17 protein-coding genes and 2 pseudogenes are annotated in these 19705 nt (G+C 69.4%); 13 read left to right on the plus strand and 6 right to left on the minus strand.

What is annotated here, in order from left to right; all coding sequences use genetic code 11:
* Nucleotides 1–47: 47 nt before the first annotated feature.
* From ppdK to IG86_RS44200, 5 genes and pseudogenes are all read left to right on the plus strand, one after another.
* The gene (gene ppdK, locus IG86_RS0108060) at nucleotides 48–2750 is read left to right on the plus strand and encodes a pyruvate, phosphate dikinase (RefSeq protein ID WP_030895881.1); all 2703 of its coding nucleotides are present in this window, start codon (nucleotides 48–50) and stop codon (nucleotides 2748–2750) included.
* Between the two features lie 279 nt (nucleotides 2751–3029).
* Nucleotides 3030–3800 (plus strand): annotated as a pseudogene (locus tag IG86_RS0108065) (pyruvate formate lyase family protein); the annotation flags it as partial.
* Nucleotides 3801–4135: 335 nt separating this feature from the next.
* Nucleotides 4136–4675 (plus strand): DUF4383 domain-containing protein, encoded by a 540-nt coding sequence (locus tag IG86_RS0108070; protein ID WP_078905839.1) that lies wholly within the window; start codon nucleotides 4136–4138, stop codon nucleotides 4673–4675.
* 4 nt (nucleotides 4676–4679) lie between these two features.
* On the plus strand, nucleotides 4680–5396 hold the full coding sequence (locus IG86_RS0108075; RefSeq protein WP_234316168.1) for an SDR family NAD(P)-dependent oxidoreductase: 717 nt from the start codon (nucleotides 4680–4682) through the stop codon (nucleotides 5394–5396).
* A 34-nt stretch (nucleotides 5397–5430) separates the two neighbouring features.
* Nucleotides 5431–5610, plus strand: a complete 180-nt coding sequence (locus IG86_RS44200; RefSeq protein WP_078658672.1) for a DUF6480 family protein — start codon at nucleotides 5431–5433, stop codon at nucleotides 5608–5610.
* On the opposite strand, the gene IG86_RS0108080 is transcribed toward IG86_RS44200, so the two are convergent.
* The 5 genes from IG86_RS0108080 to IG86_RS0108095 all read right to left on the minus strand — a co-directional run bounded on the left by IG86_RS0108080 (nucleotide 5585) and on the right by IG86_RS0108095 (nucleotide 9231).
* Complete coding sequence (locus IG86_RS0108080) at nucleotides 5585–6502, minus strand: NADP-dependent oxidoreductase (protein WP_045936910.1); 918 nt, start codon at nucleotides 6500–6502, stop codon at nucleotides 5585–5587. The two genes, IG86_RS44200 and IG86_RS0108080, sit on opposite strands and share 26 nt — an antisense overlap.
* A 148-nt stretch (nucleotides 6503–6650) precedes the next feature.
* Nucleotides 6651–7046, minus strand: a complete 396-nt coding sequence (locus IG86_RS0108085) for a MerR family transcriptional regulator (RefSeq protein WP_030895892.1) — start codon at nucleotides 7044–7046, stop codon at nucleotides 6651–6653.
* Nucleotides 7047–7188: 142 nt separating this feature from the next.
* A complete protein-coding gene (locus IG86_RS44205; protein WP_244305806.1) occupies nucleotides 7189–7539 on the minus strand; it encodes a DUF6479 family protein in 351 nt (116 codons plus the stop codon).
* Nucleotides 7540–7578: 39 nt separating this feature from the next.
* Nucleotides 7579–7737 carry a hypothetical protein gene (locus IG86_RS43525; protein WP_167751138.1) on the minus strand — a complete coding sequence of 53 codons (159 nt, stop codon included), beginning with the start codon at nucleotides 7735–7737 and terminating at the stop codon, nucleotides 7579–7581.
* Nucleotides 7738–8160: 423 nt separating this feature from the next.
* Nucleotides 8161–9231, minus strand: coding sequence for a hypothetical protein (locus IG86_RS0108095; protein WP_208864247.1), 1071 nt, complete (start codon nucleotides 9229–9231; stop codon nucleotides 8161–8163).
* Nucleotides 9232–9652: 421 nt separating this feature from the next.
* Between IG86_RS0108095 and IG86_RS0108100 the strand changes: the two genes are divergently transcribed.
* The 6 genes from IG86_RS0108100 (at nucleotide 9653) to IG86_RS0108125 (ending at nucleotide 15906) form a co-directional block, all read left to right on the plus strand.
* On the plus strand, nucleotides 9653–10501 hold the full coding sequence (locus IG86_RS0108100; protein ID WP_234316167.1) for an ABC transporter substrate-binding protein: 849 nt from the start codon (nucleotides 9653–9655) through the stop codon (nucleotides 10499–10501).
* Nucleotides 10502–10503: 2 nt separating this feature from the next.
* Nucleotides 10504–11466 (plus strand): amino acid ABC transporter permease, encoded by a 963-nt coding sequence (locus IG86_RS0108105; protein WP_030817689.1) that lies wholly within the window; start codon nucleotides 10504–10506, stop codon nucleotides 11464–11466.
* A gap of 11 nt (nucleotides 11467–11477) precedes the next feature.
* Nucleotides 11478–12230, plus strand: a complete 753-nt coding sequence (locus IG86_RS0108110; RefSeq protein WP_030895897.1) for an amino acid ABC transporter ATP-binding protein — start codon at nucleotides 11478–11480, stop codon at nucleotides 12228–12230.
* Complete coding sequence (locus IG86_RS0108115; RefSeq protein ID WP_030895899.1) at nucleotides 12227–13441, plus strand: M20/M25/M40 family metallo-hydrolase; 1215 nt, start codon at nucleotides 12227–12229, stop codon at nucleotides 13439–13441. Before IG86_RS0108110 ends, IG86_RS0108115 begins: the two co-directional genes overlap by 4 nt.
* Nucleotides 13442–13610: 169 nt before the next feature.
* Nucleotides 13611–14903 (plus strand): cyanophycinase, encoded by a 1293-nt coding sequence (locus IG86_RS0108120; protein ID WP_030895901.1) that lies wholly within the window; start codon nucleotides 13611–13613, stop codon nucleotides 14901–14903.
* Between the two features lie 130 nt (nucleotides 14904–15033).
* Nucleotides 15034–15906: a MurR/RpiR family transcriptional regulator gene (locus IG86_RS0108125; RefSeq protein ID WP_030817681.1), complete on the plus strand. Its 873-nt coding sequence runs from the start codon at nucleotides 15034–15036 to the stop codon at nucleotides 15904–15906.
* A gap of 294 nt (nucleotides 15907–16200) precedes the next feature.
* Here IG86_RS0108125 and IG86_RS0108130 read toward each other — a convergent pair whose 3' ends face one another.
* Entirely contained in the window at nucleotides 16201–16692 is a 492-nt protein-coding gene (locus IG86_RS0108130; protein WP_030895903.1) for a MarR family winged helix-turn-helix transcriptional regulator, read from the minus strand.
* 65 nt (nucleotides 16693–16757) lie between these two features.
* Between IG86_RS0108130 and IG86_RS43895 the strand changes: the two genes are divergently transcribed.
* Together IG86_RS43895 and IG86_RS44210 are read left to right on the plus strand one after the other, a co-directional pair.
* Nucleotides 16758–18866: an MMPL family transporter gene (locus tag IG86_RS43895; RefSeq protein WP_030895905.1), complete on the plus strand. Its 2109-nt coding sequence runs from the start codon at nucleotides 16758–16760 to the stop codon at nucleotides 18864–18866.
* Between the two features lie 29 nt (nucleotides 18867–18895).
* Nucleotides 18896–19656: pseudogene (locus IG86_RS44210) on the plus strand (FAD-dependent oxidoreductase); the annotation flags it as partial.
* Nucleotides 19657–19705 lie beyond the last annotated feature (49 nt).

The raw sequence follows: 19705 nt of genomic DNA on the forward strand, positions 1-19705 counted from the left end.
CCCGCTTCCCGGGACCCGACATCCACCGAAGAGACAGGCGAGCAGCCATGACCACCTATGTGTACGACTTCTCCGAGGGCGGCCGGGACATGGCCGGTCTCCTGGGAGGCAAGGGAGCGAACCTCGCGGAGATGGCGCGCATGGGCCTGCCCGTGCCGCCCGGCTTCACCGTCACCACCGAAGCCTGCCGGATCTTCCTCGCCACGGGGCAGGCTCCGGACGGCCTCGACCGGCAGATCGGCGAGCATCTCGCGGCGCTGGAACGAGCCGCCGGGAAGCGGCTCGGCCAGGTGGACGACCCGCTCCTGCTCTCCGTCCGCTCGGGGGCGAGGTTCTCGATGCCGGGCATGATGGAGACCATCCTCGACATCGGGCTGAACGATCTCTCGGTCCTGGGCCTGGCCAAGACCCCCGAGCGCGAACGCTTCGCCTGGGACTCCTACCGGCGCCTCGTGCAGATGTTCGGCAGTACGGTCATGGGCGTCGACGGCTCCCACTTCGAGGCGGCGCTCGCCGCCGTCAAGCAGCAACACGGCCGGGGCGACGACACGCAGTTGGACACCTCCGACCTCATTCGGATCGTCGAGACCTTCAAGGACCTGATCCACGAGCGGACCGGGGAGGAGTTCCCGCAGGATCCGGCCGAGCAACTCCGGCGGGCAGTCCTCGCCGTTTTCACCTCTTGGAACGGCGACCGCGCACGCCTGTACCGCCGGCGCGAGCACATCCCGGACGATCTGGGCACCGCGGTCAACATCCAGACCATGGTCTTCGGCAATCTCGGTCCGGACTCAGGCAGCGGCGTCGCCTTCACCCGGGATCCGGCAACCGGCCGGCCGGGCGTCTACGGCGACTACTTGCCCAACGCCCAGGGAGAGGACGTCGTCGCCGGCATCCGTAACACCGTGCCCCTCCAGGACCTGGTCGGCCTCGACCCCGCGTCGTTCACGCGGCTGCGCGGCTACATGGAGAAACTGGAGACGCACTACCGCGATCTGTGCGACATCGAGTTCACCATCGAACGCGGCACACTGTGGATGCTCCAGACCCGCGTCGGCAAGCGCACGGCCCAGGCCGCCTTCGCCATCGCCTCCCAGCTCGCCGACGAAGGACTGATCAGCGAGCGGGAGGCGCTGGGCCGGGTCGGCGGCGAGGCACTCGCACGGCTGATGTTCCCCCGCTTCGCCACCACGGACTCGAGCGAGGTCATCGCGCGGGGCGTGCCCGCCTCACCGGGCGCGGCCGTCGGAGCCGTCGTGTTCGACTCCGCGGAAGCGGTCCGCAGGGCGGCCGCCGGCGAGAAGGTCGTTCTCGTACGTCAGGAGACGACGCCCGACGACCTGCCGGGTATGGTCGCCGCCCAGGCGGTGCTCACCAGCCGGGGCGGGAAGACCAGCCACGCCGCGGTCGTCGCGCGCGGCATGGGCAAGGTGTGCGTGTGCGGGGCGGAGGCCATCGTCGTGGACACCCGGGAGCGGCGCTTCAGCGCCGGTGGCGTGACGGTCCCCGAAGGCACGGTCGTCTCCGTCGACGGGTCGGAAGGCGTGGTGCGCCTCGGCTCCGTACCCCTGGTCGACTCCGACGTCATGCGGTACTTCGAGGCGGGCGGCGTGCTGCCGGCCGACGGCACGGCCCGGCAGCCGGTGCGGGATGTGCACCGGCTCATGCGGCAGGCTGACGCCGTGCGGGGCCTGGAGGTCAGGGCGAACGCGGACACCCCCGATGACGCGGCCCGCGCCCGTCGCTTCGGTGCCCAGGGGATCGGCCTGTGCCGTACCGAGCACATGTTCCTCGGCGACCGGCGCCCCCTGGTCGAGGCGATGATCCTCGCGCACGGCGACACCGAACGAGAGGCGGCACTCGCGGCGCTGCTGCCGCTCCAGAGGCAGGACTTCATCGGCATCCTCGAGGCGATGGACGGCCTGCCGGTCACCGTCCGGCTGCTCGACCCGCCACTTCACGAGTTCCTGCCGGACCGCACGGAACTCGCCGTCCGTCTCGCACGCGGCGAAGCGCTCGGCACACCGGCCGATCCGCACGACACCGAACTCCTGGCGGCCGTCACACGCATGCACGAGGAGAACCCGATGCTGGGCCTGCGCGGCGTGCGCCTGGGACTGGTGGTGCCGGGGCTGGTGGCCATGCAGGTACGGGCCCTCGCCGAGGCCGTCGTCGCGCGCAGGCGTGCGGGCGGCGACCCCCGGGCGGAGATCATGGTCCCGCTGGTGGACGCGGTCGAGGAGCTCCACCTCGTACGGGAGGAAGTGGACCGGGTCCTGGCAGAGGTTTCGCACGAGACGGGTGCCGACGTCACCTGCCCGGTCGGAACCATGATCGAACTGCCCAGGGCGGCTCTCACCGCCGGCCGGATCGCGAAGGAGGCGGCGTTCTTCTCCTTCGGCACGAACGACCTGACACAGACCACCTGGGGCTTCTCCCGCGACGACGTCGAAGCCGCGTTCTTCTCCGCGTACCTCGACAAGGGCGTCTTCCCCGTCTCCCCGTTCGAGACGATCGACCGTGAAGGCGTCGGCCGGCTGGTGCGGATCGCGGTCGAGGAGGGCCGGGCAGCTCGCCCGGACCTGAAGATCGGCGTGTGCGGGGAGCACGGAGGGGACCCCGCTTCGGTCCACTTCTTCCACGGGGCCGGGCTGGACTACGTCTCCTGCTCGCCCTTCCGCGTCCCGGTCGCCCGCCTTGAAGCCGGCCGGGCAGCCCTGGAAGCGAACGGCACCGACGCGAGCGCATAGCCCCCGAACCGTGCTGCCCGGGGGCGCGGAGAGCCGCGTCGTCAATGGACTCGATGGCGGCCGCACCTGCCGGGTACGGCTCGTGACGCTCTGCGGCAGAGCCCATGGTCCCTCGCACCGACGGGACCACAGGCCCTCTCGGCCCCGCTCACCGGGGCCGGTCGGCGGGCTCCGCCTTGCCCCTTCGACCCTGGCCGGTGACACAGCCGAGGGGAACCATCAGCAGTGAGAAAGCGCGATCGCCCACCTCGCCTCCGCCCCGGCCCAGGAGATGACGACATGACCGTGACCGTCCAGCACCCTGCCGACCCCAGCCCCCTCGTCACCCGGTCGTGGCGTGGTTTCACGGGCGAGGAGTGGCAGCGACACATCGACGTCCGTTCCTTCATCCAGGCCAACTACACGCCCTACGAGGGCGATGCCGCATTCCTCGCCGGTCCCACGGAGCGCACCCGCACCGTGTGGAAGACCGTCACCGCGCTCTTCCCGGAGGAGCGCCGCAAGGGTGTGCTCGACGTGGACACTGCCATGCCGTCCACCATCACCTCCCACGCGCCCGGCTACATCGACCGCGACCTGGAACTGATCGTCGGATTGCAGACCGATGCTCCGCTGAAGCGGGCGATCATGCCCAACGGCGGGCTGCGGATGGTGGACAACGCGCTGCGCGCGTACGGCTTCGAACCGGATCCGTTCGTCACGAAGGTCTTCGGCACGTACCGCAAGACCCACAACGACGGTGTCTTCGACGCCTACACCCCCGAAATGCTGGGCGCCCGCAGGGCCGGCATCATCACCGGCCTGCCGGACGCCTACGGGCGAGGCCGCATCATCGGTGACTACCGCCGTGTCGCGCTGTACGGAACCGCCCGGCTGATCGAGGCCAAGCGAGCCGAGCGGACCCGGCTGGACGAGACTCCGTCCACGGCCGACGTGATCCGCGACCGCGAGGAACTGGCCGAGCAGATCAGGGCACTGGGCGAGCTGGAACGGATGGCCGTCTCCTACGGCTGCGACGTGTCCCGTCCCGCAGCCACCGCGAAAGAGGCACGGCTTGCGGGCACGGTGAACCAGCCGGATGCGCGTCACACGAGGACGGTGTCGGCCTGTCCGCAGGCGGGCGTCGGCAGCGGAGACTGCGAGGTTGGACGTGGCCTGGCCGGGCTTCGCGTACCCCTGGCACACGTCGATCGGGGGCGGCCGCCTTGATCTCAAGGCCTTCGAGCAGGGATCCGGCGGTCGGTCGCCGCCAGTCCTGTCACCCTGCTGGAGACCCTGCACGCGGGTACGGCATTCGCTGCGAAATCGATGCAAGTGTCCCCTCTCCCTGTCTTCAGGCACGCTGATCTTCTCGGGGTAGTGACTCGTCATCTGCGGGAGTGCTGATGAACTTGCGAGATGAGCTGCCGGTCGATCACCCACTCAATCGGGTCTACCGGATCGGTGCCGCACTGTGCGGACTCCTCCTTTTGTTGTTCGGCTGTCTTGGTTTCGCCGACAGCCTGTCTTCCTTCGACACCGACGGCCGGCAGATCGCCGGTCTCTCCACCAACGGACTGCTCAGCACCATCTCGGTGGCGTTCGGGCTCCTGCTGTTCGTCGCCGCGCTCATCGGGGGGAACTTCGCTTCGACCGTCAACATCATCGTGGGTGGACTTTTCATCCTGAGCGGTTTCGCCCACCTGGCCCTCATCGGCCGCCCCGGGAACATCCTCGACTTCGGCCTGACGAATGTGATCTTCAGCTTTCTGATGGGACTGCTGATCATGACATTCGGCATGTACGGTCGCGTCAGCGGAGGCCTTCCCCACGACAACCCCTACTGGCAACAACGTCATGCCGGTCCGGACATCGGCTCCACGGGCGGGAATCGCCCCCAGAACCCGCGCAGGCGCCCGACCGAAGCCCGGCTCCCCGGGCGGTGACGTGTTGAACAGCATCAACGTACCGCGGGTGCTGGTGGTAGGAGCCACCGGCGAGCTGGGCACACTCGCCGTCGACGATCTCATCGGGCGCGGTGCCGAGGTCGCACTCTGTGGCCGAGACCAGGGCCGGTTGGCCGCACTCGCAGAGCGCACCGGCTGCCCGGCCCGACACATCGACGCCTACGACCTTGACGACTGTGCCGCTGCCGCACCGTGGGCGGCCTCCTCGCTCGGGACACTCGACGGGGTGCTCGTCACGGTCGGCGTGGCCGGATTCGGCCACGCAGCGGCAGTACCCAACGCTGTCGCTGAGCATCTGATGACCGTGAACGCCCTGTGCCCCATGGCAGTGCTGCGGGGCGCCGCGTCAACCGTCGGCGCCGGTGGCGTCCTGGCCGCCGTAACCGGCGCGATTGTCGATGGTCCCCTGACAGGTACTGCCGACTACGCAGCGGCGAAGGCGGCGCTCTCCTGCTGGTTGGGAGTCATGGCCCGCGAGGTTCGCAGGCGACAGGTCGCCGTCATCGACGCGCGGCTGCCCCACATGGCTACCGGTTTCGCCGGGCGGGCCATCGCCGGCCGTCCGCCGTCCCTTGCGCGAGCCGCGGACCCGGCCCGCGAAATTGCCGCACTCGTTGACGAGATGGTCAGCCACCTCGACCGTGCATCAGACCTGCCCGTGGCTGCCGAAACGGGGAAGAGAGCCGTCAAGGACCGCTAGGACCGACAAAACTCGATCTCACCTGGAGACAAACATGTCCACGCCCAAAGTCCCGCCCGGAGAGACGCCCCCCGCGGAAGGCTCGACAGCGTCGGCCCACATCGAGCGCGCAGACGGAGGGCCCTGGGAGCACCCCGGCGTATTCGTCGCCCTCATCATCACGGGGGCGTGCCTGGTAGCAGCCTTCTTCATAGCGCGCATCTGGGGCTGGTGATGCCCTCCGCAGAGGGACTCTTGATGACGACCTTGCCCGAGGTGTGACCGTCCTCGACGGTGGCGAGGGCTGCCGGGGCTTCGGAGAGCGGATGGACTGCGGTGATCACGGGTGCGAGGACTCCGGCGAGAGCCAGCCGGGCCGACTGCTCCAGGTTCTCGCGGTCGACGTGGCGCTGGACGAAACGCCCACCGAGAACGGTCACAGAGGTATCACCCACAGCGATGACGTCGAGGGGATTTCGGGCCAGCGGAGCGACCGTCCGCAGCGAGGTGCCTCCGACCAGGTCGACGATCCCGTCGAAGCCGCCCGGAACCAGCTCGCGTGCCGCGGCGGCGACGCCCTCGGCGGTGTAGTCGATGAACTGTACCCCGATGCCCTCGGCGTGCTCGCGCTTGGCAGTACTCCCTATGCCCGTGACACGCAGCTCGCGGCCGATCGCCAGTTGGGCGATGGCGAGGCCGACCCCGCCCCCGACCCCGTTGACCAGGACCGTGGCACCAGCCGGCAGCCCGAGCTGGTTGAGCACGTCCACCGCGGTCGTCCCGGCCACTGGCAGCGTTGCCGCCACGGTCGCGGACAGACCGTCCGGGATGCGTGCGGTGTTCTGCGCGGACAGCACCGTCGTCTCGGCGTAGGTGCCACCACCAGTGAGTGCGAAGCCGAATACGGCGTCACCCACCTCGAGCCCGTTGACGTCCTCGCCCAGGGCGAGAACGGTTCCGGCTGCCTCCATGCCCAGTACGCGGGGAAACGCACGTCCGCCGTCGAGTCCGTCGACCAGACCTGAGCGCAGAAGGTGATCGAGGGGATTCACGCCGGCGACGGCGACCCGAATCAGCACCTCACCGCGACCGGGGACGGGATCGGGACGATCGAAGAACTCCTGCACCTCGGGCCCGCCATACCTGCCGAAACCCCATGCCTGCCCCATCCTCTGCCGCCTCTCGTACGACCGACCCGGTGATTCCGGGTGCTGCCGCCATCCTCACCTCTGACACTGATGTCAGGGGCAACCGGTTGAGACGCAGATCACAGCATCAGGTGGACTGCATCACCGGATCCGGGTTCGTGGACAGCTCCGTCCGGTGCCGGCTGTTGGCCCGGATCAGCGTGTCGAGTGCGTCCCGGGTCTCGATCAGATGCGCGATGTCGGTGTTGATCCGGTCGCGCTCGCGCATCATCGCCGCGAACGTCTCCTCAGCGACGCCGAGGTCACCCGGGACGTCCACGCACGGCAGCACGCTCGCGATCACCCGGCTGGACATACCCGCGTCGAACAACTGCCGTATGAGCGACACACGTTGAACCGCAGCATCGGAATAGTGACGCTGCCCCGCGTCGGAGCGTGAGCTGGTCAGCAGCCTCTGGTCCTCGTAATAGCGCAGTGAGCGCGGACTTACGCCCGTGCGCTTGGCAAGTTCGCCTATCCGCATCCTGAGAGCCTACGCCCGCGCGCAACTCGGCTTTCGCAACTCGACCGGATGTGACAGGGGTGTCCGCCGTGCTGCCGGATGAGGGCCCGGGCGAGCCGGCCGGGGCGGCGCCTGGCACCCCGCCCCGGCGCCGCTGACCGGATCAAGCGTGCGCTCCACGTCCGTGGCCGGGAGGAGCTCCGGGCTGTACATGGGGATGAGGCCCACTCAAGTCCTGGCACCCGGACTCGCGTTCCTTCCCTATTTCCTCGGGATGAGCGGAGGTTGTGGACCCAAAGTTTCCGTACCCTCGCATCTCGTGAGGCCGTAGGCCGCCAGGAGGCAGCTCCACCAGGTCGCGTTCTTCACGCACCTCGTGGACCGCGCCCGTCTCGGGCAGATGCGGCTGGCTTTCGCGAGTCGGCGGCGGTGGCTCCTCATCCCGAACCTTCTGGCCCAGCCTGAAGCCGGCCAGCAGGAACCCGACATCGCGAATCCAACGACTACGAACCAAGCGATGTCACTCAGTGTGGAATCGACAGAAGGTGGGAGCCTACTCTTCGACGAAAATCCTCCACCTGTCTGCCCGCTCAAGGTCCTCGCGACTGGTTGAAGCAGACCAGGTCGCGAGGGAGAGAGCGATGGATGCCGCGGCTGCCATGTAGGCATGTTCGCTCCTTACCCCGGCATCGTGCAGCTTCTTGACGATCATGCCGACCTCCTTCGTGGGGGTGCTGAGTGTCATGACTCGGGCGCTCTCAAGAATGGGCGCGGACGGAGAGGCCGGGCCTCTTGCACTGAATGTGCAGTGTGTTTCCTTCCCTCGCGCCGGGCGGTGCTGGCTCATCGGTACCGGCCGCGTCCTGATTCCGGCGCTGTCCGTGCTCGCTGCCTGGCGAGCGGCGCCGGCGGCCGGCGCTCATGCCGCGCACCTGCGGCTTCGCCGAATACGCCGCATCTCCTCCGTCGGCACGGCAAACAGCCCGGCCCGAACCCGGCCCGAATCCGCCCCGACCCGGCGTTCGGCCGCGGTGGTCGGCGCCCCGACCGGATGGAGCGGCCGCGGTCGATCCCTGTGCGACGGCGACGCAGTGCACCAGCCCGGCGCACTGCGTCGTGCCCGTGGTCTCCGGGTTCAGCAGCTGGTGACGGGTGTGCCGCTGTAGAGGTTGCTGTCCGCGACACCGTTGGTGACGCTCTTGAGGTAGTAGCCGCAGGTGGGGCGGTTCTTGAAGTCAAAGGTCCGGCCGGAGGAGAGGCGCCAGATCTTGTAGTCGGAGAAGGTGAGGGGCTGTCCCGAGACCGCTTTTTCAGGCTGGTGGTCGCCGAGGACGACGTAGGCGTCGGCGCCGTAGAGGGTAGCGAGGCCGTCCTTGTCCACGAAGAGCGAGCCTCCCTCTTCGACACCCACTCCCCAGGCCTTTCCGCCCGGGGTGAGACCGTCCTTGAGGGCGCGCGCGACGAAGGCCATGGTGCGGCCCATGCGGTCGCGTGTGACGAAGTGGGAGTCGTTGATGGTGCCGCCGTAGTGCGGCCAGTCGAACATGCCCGTGGTGAACGTCGCGTAGGAGTCGTAGGGGTTGGCCAGAGCCTCGCTGGAGGTGATGCTCCCCTGGCAGGCGTCGTACACGACGGAGCTGTTGATGTGGTGACCTGCGCTGCCTCCGCCGGAGCCGCCGCCCTTGGCGACGACCGACTGGACCGAGGCGCGAAGTGCGGTGGATTTCCAGGCCGCGTACTTGCACTGGTCGCCGCCGGCGAAGTAGACGAACTCCGCGTTGCGGATGTCGGCGTTGGCCTGTGCGTTGTTGCCGTCGCTCGCCTTGGCGAGCGTCCATGTGGTGCAGGAGTTGATTCCGCCCAGGCCCATGACCGCATCGCACTCGGGTGTCCTGCTGCCGGATCCCGGACTCGATGCCGCAAGCACCACCACGTCGAGTGAGCCGGTTCCACCGCGGACTGCGTCCATGGCCTTGGCCATGGAGGCGGAGACGATGCCACCGGACCCGTTCATGGTGAAGGCGGGGCCCGACCAGGTGGTGCGGCCGACGTCCGCGGAGCTGCCGAGGCGGATCCGGCTGGCGGCGGCCTCGGCTTGATCGGCCTGGGTGATGCCGGCGGCGATGACCGCGAGGGCGGCTGCGAGGCACGCGACGGTGCGGTGTGCGGGGAATGCGGGGGAGCTGTGGCGAGGGTGCGGACTCATGGGTCCTCCGTGTGCAGTGAGGGGTACCGCAGTGAAACGGCGAAGCAGACACTGCGGCTTGCAGCAACGGAAAGTACAGGTCGATCGCCAAACGCGATAGATGTAACGCAGTGGTCGGCCGGGCGGAACGGATGCTGCGTTGATTGGGCAGATGAGGGCCCTGGAGGTGACCCGCCCGCAGGGGAGTGGGGCCCGTTACCATCATGAAACATGAGTTACATCTAGCCAACAACATGCGGTCCATGTAATTTCCTCGCATGTCAGACGGTGACGCACACAGTCGTCGCCGCCCGGTCTTCCGAGAGGGCTACTTGTGATGCCAACCCCGTCCCCCCGTCGCGTGGCGACGGCCACCGCTCTGTCCGCGGCCATCCTGATGACACTCGCGGCATGCGGGGACGACGGTTCTGACGGTGCCGGTGTGTCGCCCGCCGCGGCCACGATCGCCGGGGTAACCATCGCCAAGGACGCGGCGCTCCACGACGCCCTGCCCGAGGAGATCAGGAAGTCGGGTGTGGTGCGGGTGGCCACCGATGTGCCGTACGCGCCCTTCGAGATGTTCGTGGCCGAAGGGAAGCCCGAACTGACCGGCCTCGACTACGACCTGGGTCAGGCGCTGGGCGCGAAGCTGGGTGTGAAGTTCACCTTCACGCCGCAGAAGTTCGACGGCATCGTGCCGGCCATCCAGGCCGGAAAGTTCGACGCGGCGATGTCGGCGATGACTGACAACAAGGAGCGCCAGGCGGTCGTCGACTTCGTGGACTACTCCGTCTCCGGCTCCGGAATCATGGTCGTCAAGGGCAACCCGGAGAAGATCACGACCCTGGACGACCTGTGCGGCAGGAAGACGGCGGTGCAGGCGGCGACCAACCAGCTGGACCTGCTCCAGGAGCACCAGGCCAAGTGCAGGGCGGCAGGCAGGGCCGAGATCGATATCCAGACCTTCCCCAAGGATTCCGACGCCCAGCTGGCCCTGCGCTCCGACAAGGTCGTCGCTCAGGTGCAGACGAAGCCCGCCGCCGGCTGGACGGCCAAGACCGCCGACGGCGGAAGGGCATTCGAAGTGGTCGACGACCCGGCCGCCGCGGGCGGCTACGGCGCTTCGCCGAACGGGATCGCGGTGTCCAAGAAACTGCCCCAGCTCAGTGACGCGATCCAGAAGGCGCTGCAGGCCCTGATCGACGACGGAACCGTCACCAAGATCTTCGACAAGTACGGTGTCGCATCCATCGCCGTCCAGGAAGCCACCAAGAACGCGGCGGTGGACTAGAGATGACCACCACCACGGCTCCCGCCGACATCGACCGCACCGCGGCCGAACAGCTCACCATCGTTCCACTGCGCCACTACGGCCGCTGGATCGCGGCCATCGCGGCGATCGCCGCCCTGATGGGCGTAGCCGGATCGCTGGCGAAGAACGGCAATCTCCACTGGGAGATCATCGGCCATTTCCTCTTCGCCGACCTGATCTTCTCCGGCCTGGTCACCACCCTGTGGCTCACCGCGGCGTCGATGGCCCTCGGGCTCGCCCTCGGCACGCTGATCGCGGTGATGCGCCTGTCGAGCAATCCCGTGCTGTACGGGATGTCCTCCCTCTTCGTCTGGTTCTTCCGGGGCACTCCTCTGCTGGTGCAGATCATCTTCTGGGGGTACGCCGCAGCCCTCTACAAATACGTGATGATCGGTATCCCCTTCACCGACATCACCTTCGTCCAGATCGAAACGAACTCCCTGCTCACCCCGGCCGTTGCCGCACTGCTGGCCCTCGGGCTCAACGAGGCCGCCTACGCTTCCGAGATCGTCCGCGCCGGCATCCAGTCGGTGGACACCGGCCAGACCGAGGCAGCCCACTCCCTCGGTATGCGACCGGCCCTGACGATGCGACGGATCGTGCTCCCCCAGGCGATGCGAGTGATCATCCCGCCGATGGGCAACGAGACGATCAACATGCTCAAGATGACCGCCCTGGTGTCGATCATCTCGGCACACGACCTGATGTCCAACATCCAGGCCGTGTACGCCCAGAACTACCAGGTCATCCCCATGCTCGTCGTCGCCAGCCTCTGGTACCTCGCACTGGTGACCCTGCTCAGCATTCCGCAGGCGTGGCTCGAGCGCCGCTACGGCCGCGGCACAGGCCGCAGCGGCCACGCCTCCCCCCTGCGCCGCATGCTCGCCGGAGCGCTCAGCCGACCCGTTCGTACGAAGAAGAACACCAAGGAGGCCCTCCGGTGAACGTCCTCCCCATGGTCCACGCCCAAGGGGTACGCAAGAACTTCGGGAAGCTCGAAGTCCTCAAGGGAATCGACCTGACAGTTGAACGCGGCCAGGTGTGCTGTCTGCTGGGGCCCTCCGGCTCGGGCAAATCCACCTTCCTGCGCTGCATCAACCACCTCGACCGGGTCGACGGCGGGAGACTCGCGGTCGACGGTGACCTGGTCGGCTACCGCCAGAGCGGCCCCAGACTGCACGAACTGCGGGAGAAGGAAGTCGCCGCAAGGCGCCGCGACATCGGCATGGTCTTCCAGCGGTTCAACCTCTTCCCCCACATGACCGCCCTCGAGAACGTCATGGAAGCCCCGCTCAATGTCCGTGGACTCCCCAAGACGCAGGCCAAGGAGGACGCCCACGAACTACTGGAACGGGTGGGCCTGGGCGACCGGGCCGGCCACTACCCGGCGCAGCTCTCCGGCGGACAGCAGCAACGCGTCGCCATCGCCCGCGCCCTCGCGATGAAGCCCAAGCTCATGCTCTTCGACGAACCCACCTCCGCCCTCGATCCCGAGCTCGTTGGGGACGTGCTGGACGTGATGCGCCGGCTCGCAGTCGACGGCATGACGATGGTCGTGGTGACTCACGAGATCGGCTTCGCCCGCGAGGTGGCGGACACCGCCGTCTTCATGGACGACGGCGTCGTCGTCGAAGCCGGCGAACCCCGCCACGTCCTCGTCGAGCCCAGGCACGAGCGAACCCGCGCGTTCCTCTCCAAGGTCCTGTGAGCGCCCCCTCGCCGGAGCGGCTGCGCACCACCGGACTGCTCCCGTACGCAGAGGCGCGCCTGGAGGGCTACCTCACCGACCTGGCCCACCTGGTCGCCATCGACTCCGGCTCCTACAGTCCAGAAGGCGTCAATCGGATGGCCGACTGGACCCAGGAACGGCTGCTGGAGCTCGGATTCGACGTTGATCGCATCGCTCCGGCGCCCACCCACGGCCACCCGGTCGGCGACGTGCTCGTCGCCCGCAGTCGAGGCGACCTGCCCGTCGCCGAGGGCGGCCGGCGCGTCCTGCTCGTCGCCCACCTGGACACCGTGTTCGAGGACGGCACCGCCGCCGAGCGGCCCTTCGCACTCCACGGCCGCACGGCGCGAGGGCCAGGAGTCAGCGACGACAAGGGCGGCCTGCTCGCGGGGCTCACCGCCCTGCGCATCCTTCACGAGACCGGATGGCGGCAGTACGCCGAACTCGTCTTCCTCGCCACCCCGGATGAGGAGATCGGCTCACCCGCCAGCCGCGCGGCGACCGAGGCGGCGGCATGCGGGGCCCACTTCGCCCTCGCCCTGGAGTGCGCGCGCGAGAACGGCGACGTGGTCATCGCCCGCAAGGGCGTCGCAGAGTTCCGTGTGACGGTCACCGGCCGGGCCGCCCATGCCGGCATCGAGCCGGAGCGCGGGGCGAACGCCGCCCTGGCCGCCGCCCACCTGGTCGTCGCCCTCCAAGCACTCAACGGCCACTGGGACGACGTCACCATAAACGTCGGCGTCGTCCGCGCGGGCACCCGAGCGAACATCGTCTGCCCGGCGGCCGAGCTGCGGGTCGAGGTACGCTCGGCCACGGCCGCCGGCATCGGGGCAGCCAGATCCGCGATCGAAGCAGCCGCCGCACGGACCGCCGTACCCGGAACCACCGCCACGGTGGAGCAGCTGGACCTGTGCCCGCCCATGGAGGACACCCCCGCCTCACGCCGCATGTTCGACCGGGTAAGGAAAATCGCCGCGGACCTCGGCCTTCCGCTCGGCGGTGCTGCGACGGGCGGCGTCGGGGACGCCAACTTCATCGCGGGCCTCGGAGTGCCCACCCTCGACGGGCTCGGCCCGGTCGGCGGCGCCGACCACACCCCCGAGGAATGGCTGGACACCTCCACCGTCCCCGTACGCGTCGCGCTCCTCGCCTCCCTCGTCGCCGAACTCGGCGACAGCCGCACCGGCTGACGCCCCCTTCCGTCCCGTACCGGTCCGATCACGACGGGGCCCGGTACGGGGCCCCGGCCCCGGCAGCCCGGTGCAGCACCACGCAGCTGCCGGCCCGCGCCGGGACAGCGGCGGGCGCCCGCCGCCGCGGTCCCGGCCACCACCTACCCCCATCCACAGGAGGCACCACTTGCGCGTCCCGACCGGAGCCCGCCGCACCACCCTCGCGGGCGGAGCCGCTCTCCTGCTCACCCTCGCCCTCGCTCCGTCCGCCGGTGCCGACACCACCCACCCTGCGGGCGACAGGGGCTCCCTCGTCCTCGTCGGCGGCGGACTGAAAGCGGACAACACCCAGGTCTACGGCGAGATCATCAAAAGGGCCGGCGGGGCCTTCGCGAAGATCGGGGTGATCACGGCCTCCTCGGTACCCGCCAGCCAGGACCCGCAGGCCGCCGATCCGGACAAGTGCAGCAACTCGCAGTGCAACGGCGCCTACTACGCATCCCTGTTCGAACGGCACGGCGCCGCCGATGCCCAGTGGATCCCCGTCGACCTCGACCACATCGCCAACGCCGACTCCGACGAGGTCGTCAGGCAGGTCAATTCCATGACCGGATTCTTCTTCGGCGGCGGCGACCAGTACCGCTACGTCACCACCCTGCTCCACGGCTCCGCCCACACCGACTCCAAGGTACTCGCCGCGATCCGTGCCAAGCTCGCGGCCGGCGCGGTCGTATCCGGCTCCAGTGCCGGAGCGCAGATCGCCGCCGGAGCCGACATGGTCACGGGAGGCGACTCCTACGAGAGCCTGCGCGACGGCAGCAGCCCCGGCTACTTCGAGGACCCGAGCCGGCTCGGCTACCTGCCCGCCGGCGGGTTCGGCTTCCTGCGCTCCGGACTCATCGACACCCACACCGGCGCCTACGGCCGCGAAGGCAGGGCCCTGCGCCTCGCCGCCGACACCGGACACGACCGCGTGTACGCACTGGAGGAGAACACCGCCCTCGTCGTCGATGCTCCCCGTACGCCGCACGAGCGAGTGCGCGTTCTGGGCCCACGCGGCGTCGCAGTCCTCGACCTGCGCCGAGCCCGGACCCGAACGGCGTCCTCCGGAGCCTGGTCCCTGGCCGGAGCGGGCTACAGCTATCTGACGGACGGAGACCGTTACGACCCGAACCGCTGGCGCGTCCTGCCCGCCCCCGACAAGCACCCCCTGACCCCGACTGCCGCCTCACCCGTCCCCGCCAACCCCGACGTCTTCGCTTCAGCGGCCAACCCCGCAGCCGTCCCGTACTCCTTCCTGGGCACCGTGCGAGCCCTCGCGGCCACCAGAGCCCCGCGCACCGCGACCGCCAGCACCTTCGAATGCGGCCCCCGCTTCACCGTCACCCTCAGCAAGCAACCCGGATTCGCCGCATGGACCAACGACGGCGCCACCGCGCACACCGTCACTGGCCTGCGCATAGCCGTCGCGCCGGAGTGACTCTGCCCCGAGCACACCCGGGGGACAGGGCCGGCCAACCGATCCGGCCGGCCCTGTCCCCCCGATCAGCGGCAGTAGGCTCGACCCGCCACTTCCCCTTCCGCCCCCAGCCCCGAAAGAAGACCCGCGCATGGCCCCTGGCACGCTCGCCGACGAGATCCGCCACAAGCTGGGCGACGTCAGCCCCGCCGAACGCAAGGTCGCGCGCGTGCTGCTCGCCGGCTATCCCTCAGCGGGCTTCGAGACCATGGCCGTGCTCGCAGAGCGGGCAGCCGTCAGCACCCCTACCGTCCTGCGCTTCGTCAACCGGCTCGGGTACAGAGGGTTTCCCGACTTCCAGGCCGCGCTGCGAACCGAACTCGACGAGCGCAACGCTTCCCCTCTCTCGCTGTACGAGGCCACCGACTACGGTCGCAGCAAGGGCGGAGCGGAGGAGGACCTCTCCCTCCTCCAACGGGGCAGCAACGTCTTCAGCGGTGCCGTGGCGCAGACCCTCGCCGAACTGCCCCCGCACGACCTCGAGCACGCCATCAGACTGTTGTCCGACAGCAAACGCCGCATCACCCTGGCCGGAGGACGCTTCACCAACCTGTTCGCCCAGTACCTCGGCCTGCACCTCATGCAACTACGCGACGACGTGCGATTTCTGCCCGACCGCGACGTCGAACGCACCGCCGTATTCGCAGCTCTCCACAGACGTGACGTCCTTGTCGTCTTCGACTACCGGCGCTACGAGCAGGACAAGGTCGCGATGGCCGAACTCGTGCAGGCACAAGGCGGAAAGGTCATCCTCTTCACGGACATGTGGCTCTCGCCCGCTTCCACCCACGCCGAGGTAGTCCTGCCCAGCCAGGTCGCGGCCCCCTCCCCGTACGACAGCCTGGTCCCCACCCTCGCCGTCATCGAGACGGTCGTAGCCGGTGTGCTCACCGCTCTCGGTGAAGACGCTCACCAGCGGATGCGGCACGGGGAGGACACCGCCCGCCGCATGGGGCTGTACTGAGGGGCCGCCACCGCTCCGTCACGCGGACCCCGAGCCCGCCCGGCGGCCGCCGGCGTGAGCGTTCGCACCGGTGTGGACACCGGTACGCCTCGATCGCCTTCGCGGCCGGCCACGCGCCGGGCCGTACTCGGGGGAGCGAGCCGCCCCGGCCATCGTGTTCGGCGTGCGCCTGGCGCTCAACGCGGGATGGAGGCGGCTGTTCTTCCGCCGCAGCAGCCCGCGGGCCACCCTGGTCGGCGCGAGCTGCCCTCACAGGAGGGCTGTCCATGCTGTGCCCGCCGACCAAACGGCCACTCAGCGGCGCACGCGGGCGAGCTGCTCGTTCATCTCGCTCAGGAACCGAACGACGACGTGCAGTTCGGCCGGGCTGAAGCGGGCACGCGCGGCATCGGTGGACCTGGCGAGCGGCCGGAAGTACTCGCGTGCGGCTTCGCGGCCGACCTGGGCGTAGTGGATGTGGACCACGCGTCTGTCGGACGCCGCTCTGACCCTGCGAATGTGGCCGGCCTTCTCCAGCCGGTCCAGGCACGCGGTCACCGCCCCCGTGGTCAGGTTCATGTGGGCCGCCAGCCGGCCTGGAGTGAGGGGCCCCGCGTCCTCGTCACGCTCGGCGTCCAGCACTGCGATCAGCGCCTGCACGTCGGTCAGGTGCAGACCCTGTGCATGGGCGAACTCCTGGGCGATCCGGTTGAACTCCGCGTTCATCGCGCGCAGCAGGACAGCGAACGACTGCAACCCGATGGGGTCGTCGTACGGAAGTCCAGGGGGGCTGTCGTCGCTGAGCATCTACACAGCATATGATCTCTCAATCGTTGAGATACTCATCCATTGAGAGATCAGGGAGCCTGTATATGACGGGCACATCGCGCTGGATCCGCCGGCTCGTACCGCTCGCCCTGCTGGTGGTGTGGCTGGGCGTGGGTGGAACACTCGGTCCTTACGCCGGCAAGCTCGGTGAAGTCGCCACGAACGACCAGGCGGCCTTCCTCCCCCAGAGCGCCGAGTCCACCATGGTCCTCAAGGCACGCAAGTCCTTCGAGAAGTCCGATTCGGTGCCCGCGATCGTCGTCTGGCAGGCCCGCGACGGGGGTGCGGTCACCGATGCCCAGCGGCAGGAGGCCACCCGTGCCGTCGCGGGCCTGGCCGGGAAGCAAGGGATCAGCGGACAGCCGTCACCGGCCCAGCCCTCACAGGACGGCCAGGCTCTGCAGGCCGTGGTGGCGCTCGTCCCGGACCTCGGCGACGGGCTACCGGCCGATATGCAGCAGGTACGCGACGCGGCCGACTCCGTCCCTGCCCTCAAGGCGCAGATCGCCGGACCCGCGGCAACGCAGGCCGACCTCGCGGACGCCTTCTCAGGAATCGACGGCCTGCTGCTGGGCGTGGCGCTCGGAGCCGTGCTGCTGATCCTGCTTCTGGTCTACCGCAGCCTGCTGCTTCCACTGATCATCATCATCAGTGCGGTCTTCGCCCTGGGCCTCGCCTGCGCCGCCGTCTACGCCCTGGCGGACCGCGGCGCCGTCCGTGTGGACGGCCAGGTCCAGGGCATTCTGTCCATCCTGGTCATCGGCGCGGCCACCGACTACGCGCTCCTGCTGGCCGCGCGCTTCCGCGAGGAACTCGCCGCCCGAGGGGACCGGACGGCCTCGGCGCTCGCCGCCGTCCGACGCTCGGCAGGAGCGATCACCGCCAGCGCCGCCACCGTGGCCCTGGGCCTGCTCGCCCTGCTCGCGAGCGACCTCACCAACAACAGAGCCCTGGGCCCAGTCGGCGCGATCGGCATCGCCGCTTCCGTGCTCAGCACCCTCACCTTCCTCCCCGCCGTTCTGGCCCTGCTCGGCCGCACCGCGTTCTGGCCCGCCACGCCCAAGCCCGCTGACACCACGGCGGAGGGCCACTCCGTATGGCGCCGCGTCGCGGCCATCATCGACAGGGCACCACGCCGCGTCTGGGCATCGACAGCCCTGCTCCTGTGCCTCCTGGCCGCCTTCTCCCCAGCTCTGTCGTCCAAGGGCGTGCCCCTGGACGAGATCTTCGTCAACGACGCCCCCTCGGTCGCCGCGCAAGAGACCCTCGGCCGGCACTTTCCCGGTGGATCCGGCCAGCCCACAGTGATCATCGCCAACGCCGCGAAGACGTCCGAGGTGCAAGCCGCGGCCCGGGCGACGGACGGGGTGGCCACGGCCGCACCCGTAACGGCATCGGGACGTCCCGGCACCGCCGAGCCGCTCGTCGTCGACGGCCGCATCCGCATCGACGCCACCCTCGAGGACGCCGCCGACAGCGACGCCGCGAAGAACACGGTCGCCGCACTGCGCACACGCCTGCACGCCGTACAGGACGCCGACGCGATCGTCGGCGGCTACACCGCCCAGCAGTACGACACCCAGCAGACCGCGGCCCGCGACCGAGAGGTGATCGTCCCCGTCGTCCTCGGCATCATCCTCCTCATCCTGGTGATGCTCCTGCGCTCCCTCCTCATCCCCGTACTGCTCGTGGCCACCGTCGCCCTGAACTTCCTGGCCACCCTGGGTGTGTCCACACTCGTCTTCGAGCACCTGCTCGGCTTCAGCGGCACCGACGCCTCCGTCCCCCTCTACGGCTTCGTCTTCCTCGTCGCGCTCGGCGTCGACTACAACATCTTCCTGATGTCACGCGTCCGCGAGGAGTCCTTCACCCACGGCGTCCGCCAGGGCGTGCTCCGCGGCCTGACCACCACCGGCGGCGTCATCACCTCAGCCGGCGTGGTACTGGCCGCCACGTTCGCCGCGCTCATGATCATCCCCCTCGCCTTCCTCATCCAGATCGCCTTCATCGTCGCCTTCGGCGTCCTCCTCGACACCCTCGTCGTACGGTCCCTCCTCGTACCGGCACTGGTGATCGACATCGGCCCGCGTGGCTGGTGGCCCAGCTCGCTGGCCCGCGGACCAGCCCGTATCGTCGCGGGCCGTGCGCATTGAAGTGCTACGGGATGACGGGTCACCCGCATGCCGAGGTGCGCACCGGGAGCACGGTCGAGCACGTCGCGCCCGCCCGCGGCGGAGGGTTCGAGGTGGCCGGAGACCGCGAAGAGCGCCGACACGACGCCGTGGTCCTCGCCCTGGACGCCATCGGCCTGCGGTCCCTGGTCGCCCGCTCGGAGCGGCTGGGCGATTCAGCCTGGCGGGAGCGCGTGGCGCGGCTGCGCAATGCCCCGCCCTTCCTGGTCACCAGGCTCTGGCTCGATCGGCCCGTCGCCCCCGACCGGCCCGGATTCCTCGGAACCAGCGGTTTCGGAGGCCTCGACGACATCAGTGTGCTGGACCGCTGGGAGGACGAGGCGGCCATCTGGGCGGCACGCACCGGGGGATCCGTCGTGGAACTGCACGCCTACGCCGTCGACCCGCGCGCGCAGCGCACCGCAGAGGAGCGGCAACTCGAGGAACAGCTGCACCGTGTGTACCCGGAGACCCGCGCCGCGACGGTGGTCGACGTCCGCCACGAATGGCGCGAGGACTGCCCGTTGTTCCCGGTGGGTGACTACGCGGACCGCCCCACCATCCGTACCTCCGATCCCTGCCTGGTGGTTGCGGGCGACGCCGTGCGCACCGACCTTCCGGTCGCACTGATGGAACGGGCGGCCACGACCGGCTTCCAGCCGCGAACGCTCTGCTCGAACGCCGGGGTCTGCGTGGGCAGACCCTGTGGACGGTGCCGGACCGGGGCCGTGCCGCCGTACTGCGCAAGGCGGCCGCCTGGGCCGGTCGCTGAGGCACGGCCGGGCGGCGGTACGGGCGGGCACGGAGGGGCAGGACACCGC

The sequence above is a fragment of the Streptomyces virginiae genome (genome assembly GCF_000720455.1).
Taxonomy (GTDB): Bacteria; Actinomycetota; Actinomycetes; order Streptomycetales; family Streptomycetaceae; genus Streptomyces; species Streptomyces virginiae.